At 40.7% G+C, this 12,679-nt stretch carries 12 protein-coding genes and 1 other annotated feature; of the genes, 1 reads left to right on the top strand and 11 read right to left on the bottom strand.

Features of this window, described 5'->3' with window-relative positions; translation table 11 throughout:
• Positions 1-10: 10 nt before the first annotated feature.
• The 10 genes from ACLV7H_RS04340 to ACLV7H_RS04295 all read right to left on the bottom strand — a co-directional run bounded on the left by ACLV7H_RS04340 (position 11) and on the right by ACLV7H_RS04295 (position 9,021).
• Positions 11-1,675 (bottom strand): Hsp70 family protein, encoded by a 1,665-nt coding sequence (locus tag ACLV7H_RS04340; RefSeq protein WP_411866458.1) that lies wholly within the window; start codon positions 1,673-1,675, stop codon positions 11-13.
• A gap of 174 nt (positions 1,676-1,849) precedes the next feature.
• Entirely contained in the window at positions 1,850-2,209 is a 360-nt protein-coding gene (rplT, locus tag ACLV7H_RS04335) for a 50S ribosomal protein L20 (protein WP_411866457.1), read from the bottom strand.
• Positions 2,210-2,260: 51 nt separating this feature from the next.
• Positions 2,261-2,461 carry a 50S ribosomal protein L35 gene (rpmI, locus tag ACLV7H_RS04330; RefSeq protein WP_001125942.1) on the bottom strand — a complete coding sequence of 67 codons (201 nt, stop codon included), beginning with the start codon at positions 2,459-2,461 and terminating at the stop codon, positions 2,261-2,263.
• A 32-nt stretch (positions 2,462-2,493) separates the two neighbouring features.
• Positions 2,494-3,024: a translation initiation factor IF-3 gene (gene infC / locus ACLV7H_RS04325; protein WP_411866456.1), complete on the bottom strand. Its 531-nt coding sequence runs from the start codon at positions 3,022-3,024 to the stop codon at positions 2,494-2,496.
• 15 nt (positions 3,025-3,039) lie between these two features.
• Positions 3,040-3,171: a sequence feature (ribosomal protein L20 leader region), on the bottom strand.
• Between the two features lie 157 nt (positions 3,172-3,328).
• Positions 3,329-4,513, bottom strand: coding sequence for a hypothetical protein (locus ACLV7H_RS04320; protein ID WP_411866455.1), 1,185 nt, complete (start codon positions 4,511-4,513; stop codon positions 3,329-3,331).
• Positions 4,510-5,103 (bottom strand): ATP-binding cassette domain-containing protein, encoded by a 594-nt coding sequence (locus ACLV7H_RS04315; RefSeq protein ID WP_411866454.1) that lies wholly within the window; start codon positions 5,101-5,103, stop codon positions 4,510-4,512. Before ACLV7H_RS04315 ends, ACLV7H_RS04320 begins: the two co-directional genes overlap by 4 nt.
• A gap of 32 nt (positions 5,104-5,135) precedes the next feature.
• Complete coding sequence (locus ACLV7H_RS04310) at positions 5,136-5,324, bottom strand: hypothetical protein (RefSeq protein WP_045591667.1); 189 nt, start codon at positions 5,322-5,324, stop codon at positions 5,136-5,138.
• 186 nt (positions 5,325-5,510) lie between these two features.
• Positions 5,511-7,751, bottom strand: coding sequence for a DNA internalization-related competence protein ComEC/Rec2 (locus tag ACLV7H_RS04305; RefSeq protein ID WP_411866453.1), 2,241 nt, complete (start codon positions 7,749-7,751; stop codon positions 5,511-5,513).
• Positions 7,735-8,385, bottom strand: a complete 651-nt coding sequence (locus ACLV7H_RS04300) for a helix-hairpin-helix domain-containing protein (RefSeq protein WP_411866452.1) — start codon at positions 8,383-8,385, stop codon at positions 7,735-7,737. Before ACLV7H_RS04300 ends, ACLV7H_RS04305 begins: the two co-directional genes overlap by 17 nt.
• 66 nt (positions 8,386-8,451) lie before the next feature.
• On the bottom strand, positions 8,452-9,021 hold the full coding sequence (locus tag ACLV7H_RS04295) for a GNAT family N-acetyltransferase (protein ID WP_411866451.1): 570 nt from the start codon (positions 9,019-9,021) through the stop codon (positions 8,452-8,454).
• 176 nt (positions 9,022-9,197) lie between these two features.
• On the opposite strand from ACLV7H_RS04295, the gene ald reads away from it, so the two are divergent.
• Positions 9,198-10,310, top strand: coding sequence for an alanine dehydrogenase (gene ald, locus ACLV7H_RS04290; RefSeq protein ID WP_411866450.1), 1,113 nt, complete (start codon positions 9,198-9,200; stop codon positions 10,308-10,310).
• A 188-nt stretch (positions 10,311-10,498) separates the two neighbouring features.
• On the opposite strand, the gene ACLV7H_RS04285 is transcribed toward ald, so the two are convergent.
• Positions 10,499-12,610, bottom strand: coding sequence for a G5 domain-containing protein (locus ACLV7H_RS04285; protein WP_411866210.1), 2,112 nt, complete (start codon positions 12,608-12,610; stop codon positions 10,499-10,501).
• Positions 12,611-12,679 lie beyond the last annotated feature (69 nt).

Below are 12,679 nucleotides of genomic sequence, written 5' to 3'. Positions count from 1 at the left end.
GTCTCCTTTTTTACAGTCCTCGCTCTAGGAAGTCTAGGTAGTTTGAAAATGATTGATAGAGTTTTGGCAAATGATACATAGATACTTGGCTGACCTCTTCTTCAAATCGTCTAGTTTCAGCCATTAGTTCATCTCTTCTTCTTCCCAAGAGCATACTGTACACACGATTCGCTTTTTCCATCAAGAAACGATAAACCTCTGTTTCTTGAGCATTGATCTTATAGCGAGTCAACTCTGCTTGCTTAGCCTTGATTTCCTTTTCTGTCAGAGTAACACTATCTTGGAGAATAACATGACTAAAGACTTCCTGTGTGGAATCAATTTTGACTTCTACATCCAAAATTCCATTTAAATCATAGGTGAATCGAACTGTGAAACTTTCATTTACTCGAGTATTCACAGGGACGGGAACTTCTAATTCTCCTAGGAACAGGTTTTGTGATGCCTTCATCATCTCACCTTGATAGACCTTTATCTTGACTTGACTCTGTCCCAATTCAGCTGTATAGTACTGCTCGATGCGTGAAGCAGGGAGGGTAGAATTTCGCTCAATAATCGGAGAAAAACGGTCTCCAACTATCTCAATCCCCAGTGTAAAAGGACAAATATCAGACAGTAATAAATCTCGTATCTCACCCTTCCGTTCTTTTATTCCTGCTAAAAGGGCACAACCTCTCGCAATCATCCGATCGGGATCATCCGAAACCTGCACCATTTGATTGATACAGTAGGATAAAAAGTCCTGAACCAAGCGGAGTTTCGAAGTCCCCCCAACAAGAACAAAATTATCAGACGATACATAGCTATAGCGTGCATCCATCAAGGCACGGTCCAAAACGGCCTTAACACGAGCCAGCAGAGGTTGACAAAGTTCATAAAAGCGCTGGTAGCTCAAGTCTAAAAAGTATTCCTGATCTTGGTCCATCACAGTCATCCTCACTTCTTCTTTATCATTTAGTTCCAGCTTTGTCTTTTCAGCCTGTACCAGAATTTTGCTATAAAATTCTCGGGAAATCGTATCCTTGGTTAATTGATTGGAGGCTAAAATTTCCTCTGCAATCGCCGCAGTGAAGTCTTCTCCCCCCAAGCGATTGTCCCCTGCGATCGAGACGATTTCAACGATATTATCAAATAGCTCCACAACTGAAATATCCAGAGTGCCTCCACCAAAATCGACTACAATAAAAGATTGATCTTCTTGGTTTACCATAGATCTTTTTGCAAGAGCCGCTGCAGAGGGTTCATTGATAATCCGATCAATCTGAACGCCTGCAAATTTCCCTGCTAGTTTGGTCGCGTAGCGTTGAGCATCATTGAAATAGGCTGGAACACTGACAATCACTTCCTCGACCTTTTCTCCAAGATAGGTCTCTGCATCATCTACCAACTTTCGAATGATAAAGGAGCTTAATTCTTCAGCCTTATATGCTCGATTTCCTAGCGTCAACTCATGCTTGGTCCCCATAAAACGCTTGAACTGAGAAACGGTCTTGTCTGGGTGAGTCACCAAGCGTTCCTTGGCAATTTTTCCAACTATAATCTCATTATTGTCATCTAAAGCCACAACAGAAGGAGTTAAATACTCACCAAAAGCATTGGGAATCAGCTTGACTTGACCATCTTGATAAACCCCTACCAAAGAATTCGTCGTTCCTAAATCAATACCTACTATCATCTTCTTCTAACTCCAAATCTTTTTAGTTATTCCTATTATACAAGAAATATCCTATTTTCTTTGAAAAAATCTGTGATTTACTCTCTAAAATAGAAAATCATTTAAGGAAAACAAAAAAGTTTCACCTTACTCCTACGGTAAGAACCATAAGAGTAAGAATGAAACAGTTTGTTATTATTTACCAAGTTTTGCTTTCGCTGCATCTGCAAGAGCTGTGAAAGTTGCTGCATCGTTAACAGCCAAGTCAGCAAGCATTTTACGGTTAACTTCGATCTCAGCCAATTTCAAACCATGCATCAATTGTGAGTATGAAAGTCCGTTCATACGAGCTGCCGCGTTGATACGAGTGATCCACAATTTGCGGAAGTCACGTTTTTTCTGACGACGGTCACGGTATGCATAGTAGTAAGAGTTCATTACTTGTTCTTTTGCAGTACGGAACAAGATGTGTTTAGCTCCATAGTAACCTTTTGCTAATTTAAGAATACGTTTACGACGTTTGCGTGATACAACGCCACCTTTAACACGTGCCATGTTTTATTTCCTCCAAATATTTCCTAGAATTGTTTACTTACTGTTAGGCTATTATTTCAAGCGAGTAAGCATTGCTTTGATACGTTTGAAATCTCCTGAATGCACCATAGATGCTTTACGAAGATGACGACGTTGTTTCTTAGTTTTTCCGTGGAAACGGTGAGAAGTGTAAGCACGGAAACGTTTAAGTCCACCAGAACCTGTACGTTTGAAACGTTTAGCTGATGCGCGGTGTGTTTTTTGTTTTGGCATGATTTTTTCTCCTTTATTTAACTTTCTGACAATTATTTTTTGTCAGTTGCTGGCGCCAACTGCATGAACATTTGGCGTCCATCCATCTTAGCTCGTTGTTCGATGACTGCAATATCTTGTGTTGCTTCAGCAAACTCGGCTAAAACTTTTGCACCAATCTCTTTATGGGTGATCATACGCCCTTTAAAGCGAATGGATACCTTAACTTTGTTTCCCTTTTCAAGGAACTTGCGAGCATTGCGAAGTTTCGTTTCGAAATCACCCTTATCGATAACTGGGCTCAAACGAACTTCTTTCACGGTCACAACGCTTTGTTTTTTGCGTTGCTCTTTTTGTTTCTTCTGGTACTCAAATTTGAACTTACCGTAGTCCATAATTTTAGCAACAGGCGGTTTTGCTTGGGGTTGAATCAATACTAAGTCAACATTTGCACTATCAGCCAATGCTTGCGCTTCGCTGAGTGGCTTAATGCCTAGCTGTTCTCCCTCAAGACCGATCAAGCGAACTTCACGTACACGAATTTCATCATTGATGAATAAGTCTTGCTTTGCTATGGTTTTCACCTCTTTTTTATTATTAGAGAAAAACAAGAGCGGGCTCGTAATGATACAAGCCCGCACGTTATGATAGCGTTTCTTAGAAACTTTTCATCCGTAGGGCCAGGCAACTTGATGTCACAAGGCGAGAAGCTCTCACTTCTGCTTTTCTCAACTTTTATATGATACCAAGTTTTCTATCCCTTGTCAAGATAAAAAGTTATTTTTTCGAAAAACTTTCTGTTTTCTTCTTGATGTCCGCATCAAAAAGAGAGAACCTAGTTGGTTCCCTCACTCTGTTAGTTTTTTCCTCACCTTCCCTATAGGAATGCTAAGACCTATTAAAAACTTCCTTTTTACGTGAACTTCCCCATCTTTCGATAAATAGAATCCCCACTAACAAAAGGATAATCAAGCAAGGAAGTAAGACCAGTCCCATGCTCCAATTTAGATTGACATTATCAATCCGCTTAGGCAATCTTCCAGATAAAATCTCTACTGAACGCAAGTAAGTAAAGGGAAGCAGATGGGCAATACTCTGAAGAGGCTGGATCGTTTGGATACCAAACAACAAGCCAACAATCCCAATGAGGGAAAGAAAGAGGACAGGCATTTTTTGCTTGAAAAAGTAAGCAATCAAGTAGACGACTTCCACAATGACGATAAAAGCTAAGAAAGTTAAGAGCAAGCTAGGAAATAACACATCTTGTATCTTCCCAATAGTTACCTCTTGATTCGTTAAGCTATAGAACGGGTAGGGATAATCTAACTGTCCAAAACCACTTATCAGACTTCCTACTAGAAAAGAAAATCCACAGATTCCGATAAACAGCACGGTTACATAGCTCACCCCAACTCCAAGAGAGGACATGGCAAATGTCACTTTTGGAAAAGGATATAACTGAGCTGTATCGAGATTATTTTGATATCTTTCTGCAAATAGTTGTGTTAGCATAAAAATAATAGCAATCACAAACAAGCTTGGGATGATAGCCTCTAAAATCCAGACAATCTGATCAATCCCGTGAGTCGGATAATCTAAATTGTGGGCTTTTATGTTCAAGAGATACAGGGCTTGGTAAATCTTTCGTTCGCGGTCAACCGCCATTTTTAAGTCAGAGCTAGAAGTCGGTTCCTTTGATACAACTTCATAACTCTTTTCTTCAGCTTGCCACTGCAAATAGTAGGCTTCTTTCCAGCGTCCTTCTTTTAATAAAGTCAGAATTTCTTTCTTTTGCGTCAAAAGATTTTTTTGCAAGTCTAAATTTTCTTTAGCAAACTGGTATTCCTCCGAGCTGGTGTCAGACATTTGGGAGAGCTTCTCTTCATTTTCATTGATAGCTCTCTCGTTGGCTGCAATACGACTTTCCAATCGATTCTCCAAACTGACTGAGTTTGCAGTCCGACTATTGAAATAAAAGGTAACACCAAGTACAGATGCAAATAAAAGTAAGATAATCCAGTTTAAACGACTTTTGAAAACTTTCTTTAACAAAAATAGGCTAATATCTTTCATAACGGAACCTCTTCTATCTGTCCCTGACGAATGGTTACGATGCTATCGCAGACATCAATCAACTCTTCCTTATAGTGGGAACTCAAAAGAACCAGCTGTTCTTGCCTATTGATTTGTGCTAGCCTGTCAAAAAACTTCTGTCGATAGTACTCGTCTAAACCATTTGTTACCTCATCCATAAGCCAGCATTTCGCCTGACTGAGGAAATACATGGCAATCACCAAGCGTTGCTTCATGCCTAAGGAATACTTGCGGATGGGAAGGTTGATATAGTCAGACATTTCCCAATAGGCGATTTCGTCCCCCAAGTTTAGGTCTGACTTCCAGATGTTTTTTATGAGACGAAGGTAGTCCATCCCACTTAAGTTTCCATCCAGCCATTCAACGCTCTCATAATAAAACAAAGAAGGAGGGGCTGCGATATGTCCACTACTAAGGGGAAGTAGCTTGCTCACAGCTCGGAACAGGGTCGTCTTTCCCGAGCCATTGATAGCAAGAAGGCCATAAATCCTACCCTTTTTAAAGGTGAAATCCGCATCTTGCAAGATGACTTGTCGCGTTTTTAAGGTAACATGAGTAAGAGTTAACATATCCAGCCCTCCTTTTTCTCACTCTTTAACGATTAATAACCTCCGCTGTAGTAGTTTATGACTTCATAACGATGGTAATTCCATCCTTCGCCAATTTTATACTCATCGTAGCCTTTATATCGAGACCATGATGGGATAGAAATGTATTGATGGTTGTGATAATTCATACTATACTCAAAAGCGGTATTCCAATCATACCAATATTTTTTAGTGACTGTCACAGCAGATACACTGGACTGAAAAAGACCAATAGATAACAAACTAGCTAATAAAGCGACTTTTGCTGATTTTTCATGGTTATCATTGCATTTGTATCATTAGTATTGAAGACGCTTTCATTATATCGTTTTTCTTGATATAATGCAACAGATTTTAATTTATTTTACTAATATATAACACTTTTCTTCTTAACAAACACTTTCGATTTGCCAACTTTTCCAACCTTTAAAGCGAATAGCTCCGTTCTGGTCAGTTCGGTAAATTTTACTATTGATGGTTTCTAGTCGTGTCAAGGTTTCCTGATGGGGGAGTTTCGCACGATTGTTCTTTCCAACTGAAATGAGAGTAATTTCTGGTTTGAGTTTTTCTAGGAAAACTGGATCTGATGAGGTTTTAGAACCATGTTGACCGACTTTTAAGACATCCACCTCTAAGGTAGAGTATTGCTTTAGAAGATCCTTTTCTCCCTTCTCCTTCAAGTTTCCAGTAAAGAGAAAGTGCTTATCCAAAAGCCTCCCATAAAGAAAAAGAGAATCATCATGACTTCCATCTCCCATCTTCCTTGTAGATAGGACTTCTAAGTAACTGCCAAAAATCGGTAAATTCTCCCCCCCTGTCACACTGCGTACCTTGGTTTGAGTCGCTTGTAGTTCTGCCACAAATTCTTTCTGTGTCAAACTTCCTTTTGATACTAAAATCTCCCCGACTTGGAAAGCCCTGGTCACCTCTAGTAAATCTCCAACATGCTCTTTCTCTGTGTTGGTCAAAATCAGCTGGTCAATCTTGTCTACTCCACGACTTTTAAGATAGGGAATCAAGGTTCGCTGGGCATTGCTAGCCGTCGACTTTTGCTGCCAAGCTTGGATTTTTTTGTCGGATTCTGCCTTTCCACCCACATCTATGAGAATGGTTTTCCCAGTTACATCCCTTAGAAAAATGCTTTCTCCCTGCCCAACATCTAGCATGGTAATTTCATTTTCAAGTGGATGCTTGGTCAGGAAAAAGAGACCCACAATAAAGAGACTAAATCCTGCTAGTCTTTTAATGTTTTTCCTCATGTCATAGACTAAGGCTAATGAAACTAACAGTAGAATCAACAGCCATGCGTTGGGTTGACCAAAGACCAGGGGCCTACTTGCCAGCTGCGATACCAAGCGAATGATACACTCCAACCACTCAAAGACAAGGTTAAACTGAGTGACTGGGTAAACAAAAGACAGAATGAATAAGATGGACAAAAGCGGTAAAAATACCACATCAAACAGAAAGGAAAAGACAAAGGTCAAAAGAATAGACCAAGGCTGAAATTCTGCAAAATAAAAGGATAGAATGGGTAATATTCCCAAAGAAATGACCAGACTTTCTCTAGCAACAGCCTTGAGTCCCTCCCCTTCTTTACTAGTCACGGTCAAGATAAAAGCGTATGCGCAGGACAAGACTCCTCCTGCTGTCAAGAAAAAGTTGGGCATGATGATAAAGAGGACAAGGATCGTCAAGGCAAAATTATCCAAGCCCTTAATACCATGTTGTGCTAGTAACTTTTGCAAGAGACTGCGAATAACCGAAGCTGAAAATCCTGTCAGACCTGCATAGATAAGAGAAAAGGGATAAGTTAGCCACTTCAACTTTTCTTGGGTCAAGCCCAATCGTAAGAGGAGTTTCTTAAAGGCATCCATAAAGAAGCCCACCTGCATGCCCGACAAGGCAAAGAGATGGATAATTCCAAGACTAGAATAGAGCTCATTCATCTCCTCAAAGTCTGTGTCCAAATGTCCTAAAAGAAGACCTGTCATATAGTTGCGCATAGGATCTGGAAAGTGCATCTTGATCCAAACTACAGCCTTTCGACGTAAACTAGACAGATTTTCTCCTATATCCCAACTGCTAACCTGTTTCATTGACTGGATACTCTTGATAGTCAAAGTTTGGTAAATTCCTTGAGTCTTCAGATAGGCTTGGTAGTTAAAGCCACCAAAATTCCTCTGCCCTTCGGGTTCCGAAAGTTTTCCTTCTAGTTCAATCTCATGAAGGTCTGTTAAGGTCTGAAAGAGCTCTTTCTCTTCCTCGGACTGGAGTTTATAATAAACTTGGAAGGTGTGACCCTCAGCCTTGCCCCGAAAGGACAGACTATCTCCATTGACCTTAATAGTGTCAGGCAAAATCCGTACCCTTTCAACAGAATCCACTAGGTTTTGACTAGCTTGACTTTGTTGCCAAGTTTGAAACAGAAACCAAAATCCAAAAACTCCACAAATCGCTAGAACTTTTCCAGCCGGTTTCCAAGGAAATTGGAAAAAGAGACAGACGAGCAAAAAAACAAAACCTAGCAGTGCGAGATAGGACGCTCCTAAAATGGCATAGTAAAGCCAGAGCAACAGAAAGCTCAGATAGATTAGGGGGATAGGGAAATTCTTAATCCACTGTGACATAATCTTTTAGCTTTTCTATGGTCTTTGCGCCAATGCCAGAGACTTTCTTTAATTCATCTACCGACTTGAATTTGCCATTTGCCTCACGATGGTCGATAATATCCTGGGCTCGTTTGCCACCAAGTCCTTTGACCTGCTTGAGTTCTTCCAGACTGGCCTTGTTGAGATTGACCTTCTTTTCCTTGCTCGTCGAAGAGGCCGTCCCATAAGCAGTCTGTTGACTAGCTACTTCTTCTCCCTTAGTTGGAACGTAAACCAGAGCTTCATCACTAACTTTCTGAGCTAGATTGAGCGATTTGCTGTCTGCTTGCTCTGTCAAGCCACCCGCCTTTTGAACAGCATCATTGACACGACTACCTACTGGCAAGTCATAAATCCCTGGCGATTTAACAGCACCTTTGACATCTACTGTTATCAGATCTTGTTCAGGAGATTCTTCCTTCTCTTCCTTGTTCACTTCTTTTTCAGACGATGAATCCTTTGAAACAGCTGCGACTTCAGCCTGCAAATTCTTTTCTTTGACGGGTGTTTGTGAAGTTGGCTTTAGTAGGAAAAATGCGCCCAAGGCCAAGCCTAAAACAGCACAGATGACAATGATTTTATACTCTTTGATTTTCTCGATAATTGCTTCCATATTTTCTCCTCTCTTAAGTTATTCGTAAGTGAAAGAAAAAAACAGCTGAAAAATCTTTTCAACTGCTTATTTATTTACAAAATAGTCTTCCTTAGTCAAGACATAATGAACCCTTGTGATCATTCGACCTGGTTCTTTGTTATCCATTCTGGCATAGGGTTCTTCGTGGGAAAAACTCATCCCTGATTTCTCCATGACCTTTCCTGATGCGGGATTATCTTTATCGTGAAGAGCGGTCAACTTGTTCATTCCAATCTTCTCAAAAGCTAGCTCAATCACGGCTCGATTGGCTTCTGTTGTCAATCCTTGATTCCAATACTTTTTATTGATAATGTAGCCAATAGCTGCCTTCTTAAGAACAGGATCGATCTTGTGCAAATCAATGGTACCGATAAACTGACCATTGCTTTTTAGTTCAATCCCCCAACGTCCCAAGGGATTAGCCAAGTAAAACTGAGCAATGTTACTCTTAGTTTCTTCTAAGCTTTGATTTGTTGGAAAAGTGTAGCGTGTATTTTCTCTGTCTGAAGCATACTCAAACATAGCTTCTGCATCATCCAAGGTTACAGGTCGGAGGAATAAACGCTTCGTTTCTATAGATGAATACTGGGCAAATTTAACAAATATTGATTCCATACTTTCCCCTCCATTAGAGCTTGATTCTCACTAGTCTAGCATAAATAAATTTTAATGACAAGTTTTCCTTGATTTTTGAAGCGGTTTCATATACAATAAAATCATCACATTTTTGATTTATGAACTGAAATGTGACAACTAAAACAATCCCGTCAATTGAAAGGTAGGTTATCTCTATGTTAATCGGAATCCCAAAAGAAATTAAAAATAACGAAAACCGCGTTGCCCTAACTCCTGCTGGTGTCCATAGTTTAGTCAGCCGTGGACATCGTGTCCTCATCGAAACAAATGCTGGTCTCGGTTCAGGATTTACTGATGCAGACTATCAAAAGCAAGGAGCTGAGATTGTCGCTACTGCTGCTGAAGCCTGGGCTGCTGAATTAGTCGTGAAAGTAAAAGAACCACTAACTTCTGAATACGGTTATTTGCGCGACGATCTTCTCCTCTTCACCTACTTGCACATGGCCGCTGCGCCAGAATTAGCAGATGCTATGTTAGCAGCAAAAACAACAGGAATTGCCTATGAAACTGTTCGTGATAATCAAGGACAACTACCACTCCTCGTTCCTATGAGTGAAGTTGCCGGCCGTATGGCTGTTCAAATCGGAGCTCACTTCCTTACTAAGCAAGCTGGTGGTTCTGGTGTCCTACTAGGTGGTGTTCCTGGTGTTCCAAAAGGAAAAGTAACCATCATCGGTGGTGGTGTCGTCGGCACACATGCTGCCCGTATTGCCCTTGGACTCGGTGCTCAAGTGACTATTTTAGATATCAGTGCGAAACGTCTCTCAGTTCTAGAAGAAGTCTTTGGAAACCAAATTCAAACTCTTATGTCTAATTCATTCAACATCGAAGCAAGTGTGAGGGATTCTGATGTGGTGATTGGTGCAGTTCTCATCCCTGGTGCCAAAGCACCGAAATTGGTGACAGATGAGATGGTCAAACAAATGCGTCCAGGCTCTGTCATCGTTGACGTTGCCGTTGACCAAGGTGGCGTTATCGAAACAGCTGACCGTGTGACAACACACGATGAACCCGTCTATGAAAAACACGGTGTTCTCCACTATGCCGTTGCCAATATCCCTGGTGCAGTTGCTCGCACTTCAACCATCGCCCTAACCAATGTCACTCTTCCTTATATCGAAGCATTGGCTGGCAAAGGATTCGCACAAGCAATTGCTGAAGATGAGGGCTTGCGTCAAGGTGTGACCACTTATCAAGGCTACTTGACCAGCCTCCCAGTTGCTCAAGGCCTCGATAAAGAGCATACTTCCATCAATGAATTGATTTGAAAATGATTAGCCATTCTTTCAAGCTAGAATAGACTCATACTACTCTACAAATTCCATAACAGGATATTGTTACTAACAACTTACCCATAGTAATTCGTTTTAATTTATAAAGAAAGAACCCAAGAATAAATTCTGGGTTCTTTTTAGTATTTCTAGTACAAAAGATGCTTTTGTACAATTAGAGAGCCTTAGTCTTTCTTACGAACGACAAAGCCTACTAGACCAGCGATAAATAAACCAATCATTGAAAGAAGACTAGTAGAAGCTGTACCTGTACTTGGTAGAACTTGCTGATCTTGGCTTGCAGTTTCTTCTTTCTTAGTGCTTTCAGCTTGGTTCCCTGTTGTTGCAGTATCATTCTTATTACCGTTGGTTGTTGTCGAAGCTACTTTCTTAGTTCCAACTTCAACAATCTCATCTACTGCTGGAGTGGTGATTGTGCTCGATTTCTCAACACGACCTGTTTCAACTCCGTCTGTGTATGTCACTGTATAAACAATGGTGCGAACACCCTTCTTACCAGCAGCTTTCACTTGACGACTTCCTTCTGGAAGATCTTCGTTCTTCACTTCTTTGACTTGGAAAGCAACATCTTCTGTCTTCGTTTCTTCCTTAGTCGTTACAACTGGGACTACTACTTCAGTCGTTACAACTGGGGCTACTACTTTCTTAGTTCCCACTTCGACAACTTCGTCTACTGCTGGAGTAGTGATTGTGTTTGATTTCTCAACACGACCTGTTTCAATGCCGTCTGTGTAAGTGACAGTTTCAACAATCGTACGAACACCTTTTTGCCCAGCGGTCTTCACTTGACGACTTCCTTCTGGAAGATCTGGATTTGTGACTTCCTTCGTTTGGAAGGCAACTTCTTCTGTCTTCGTTTCTTCCTTAGTCGTTACAACTGGAGCTACTACTTTCTTAGTTCCTACTTCAACGATCTCATCTACTGCTGGAGTGGTGATTGTGTTGGATTTCTCAACACGACCTGTCTCTTTTCCGTCTGTGTAAGTGACAGTTTCAACAATCGTACGAACACCCTTCTTACCAGCAGCTTTCACTTGACGACTTCCTTCTGGAAGATCTGGATTTGTGACTTCCTTCGTTTGGAAGGCAACTTCTTCTGTTTTCGTCTCTTCCTTAGTCGTTACCACTGGAGCTACTACTTTCTTAGTTCCAACTTCAACAACTTCGTCTACTGCTGGAGTAGTGATTGTGTTGGATTTCACCTCACGACCTGTTTCAACGCCATCTGTGTAAGTCACTGTTTCAACAATCGTACGAACACCTTTTTGACCAGCTGTTTTCACTCGGCGAACACCTTCAGCTAAGAGTGCATTTTCAACCTCACGAGTCTGGAAGGCAACTTCTTCAGTTTTGGTTACTTCCTTAGTGGTTACAACTGCTTTTGAACCTGTATAAGTAATCTTGTTTTTTGCAGCTTTCTTAGTCTTGCGTGAAACTTCTTTACGAGATTTTTCAACACCATCCACTTTTGTCACTTCATAAGTGACTTCATCGATACCTTCTTCACCTTCTTCAACACGCGTTTGACCTTTATCCAGTGCTGGGTCTACTTTCGCTTCTTCTTTGAAAGCAACTTTTTCCTCTACAGTCACTGTTTCTTTGGTTTCTACACCTGTTTTCTTAGTTCCAACTTCGATGATTTCTTCTACTGGTTCTTTGGTAACTTTCTCGCTTTTCTTAGTACGAGCTGTTTCTTTACCATCTGTCAGTGTGATATCCCAAGTAATGGTCTTAGTACCTTTAACACCCGCTTGTTTCACATTGCGAGTACCTTCTGCAAGATCGGCGTTGTTTTCGGTACGAGATGCATAAGGAATCTCTTCTGTCGTAGTGATTTCTTGATGCTCAACTTTTGGTTCCGTTGGTTGTTCTGTCTTACCAGCCAACAAAGCTTCAGCCTTGGCTTTCAACTCATTGTAACGAGCTTCAAGTGTCGCAAAACTTTTTTGACCTTCTGGACTCTTCATTGCCTTCTTTGCAGTCTCAAAATAATTCTTTGCTTCTACTACATCAGCCTCTAGGAGTTCTTTATTCTCCTCTTCTGGATTATCTGTATAATCCTTAATTGAAGATTCTATATTATCAAGGAATCTTTTGAATTTAAGCGCAATGTTTCGCTCTTGGCCATCTGGAATTTCTTCATCTTCCGCTGGTGTTTCTTCTGCATGCACTGTTGGAATTTGATATAAATCTGGAGCCACATGATAAGTTGCTACTCCAAGAGCGTTTAAAGCAAGTATTGAAATCCCTAACTTTAATAATTTTTTTCTACTCATTATTTTTTCCCTTAACACTTTCAATATACAGTAAGGAGAAGAGTAAATTTTTCTACTCTCCTCTTACTA

Source organism: Streptococcus oralis, from assembly GCF_965111685.1.
GTDB classification, from domain to species: Bacteria; Bacillota; Bacilli; order Lactobacillales; family Streptococcaceae; genus Streptococcus; species Streptococcus oralis_B.
Note: the sequence above shows the minus strand (reverse complement) of the source record. Positions and strands in the feature narration are given on the sequence as shown.

Bases quoted from the DNA above. Each gene is read 5' to 3' on its own strand.
- ACLV7H_RS04305 (WP_411866453.1), bottom strand. From the start codon at position 7,751: ATGTCACAGTGGATTAAGAATTTCCCTATCCCCCTAATCTATCTGAGC.
- ACLV7H_RS04285 (WP_411866210.1), bottom strand. From the start codon at position 12,610: ATGAGTAGAAAAAAATTATTAAAGTTAGGGATTTCAATACTTGCTTTA.
- rplT (WP_411866457.1), bottom strand. From the start codon at position 2,209: ATGGCACGTGTTAAAGGTGGCGTTGTATCACGCAAACGTCGTAAACGT.
- ACLV7H_RS04295 (WP_411866451.1), bottom strand. From the start codon at position 9,021: ATGGAATCAATATTTGTTAAATTTGCCCAGTATTCATCTATAGAAACG.
- ACLV7H_RS04300 (WP_411866452.1), bottom strand. From the start codon at position 8,385: ATGGAAGCAATTATCGAGAAAATCAAAGAGTATAAAATCATTGTCATC.
- ACLV7H_RS04340 (WP_411866458.1), bottom strand. From the start codon at position 1,675: ATGATAGTAGGTATTGATTTAGGAACGACGAATTCTTTGGTAGGGGTT.
- rpmI (WP_001125942.1), bottom strand. From the start codon at position 2,461: ATGCCAAAACAAAAAACACACCGCGCATCAGCTAAACGTTTCAAACGT.
- ACLV7H_RS04320 (WP_411866455.1), bottom strand. From the start codon at position 4,513: ATGAAAGATATTAGCCTATTTTTGTTAAAGAAAGTTTTCAAAAGTCGT.
- ACLV7H_RS04315 (WP_411866454.1), bottom strand. From the start codon at position 5,103: ATGTTAACTCTTACTCATGTTACCTTAAAAACGCGACAAGTCATCTTG.
- ald (WP_411866450.1), top strand. From the start codon at position 9,198: ATGTTAATCGGAATCCCAAAAGAAATTAAAAATAACGAAAACCGCGTT.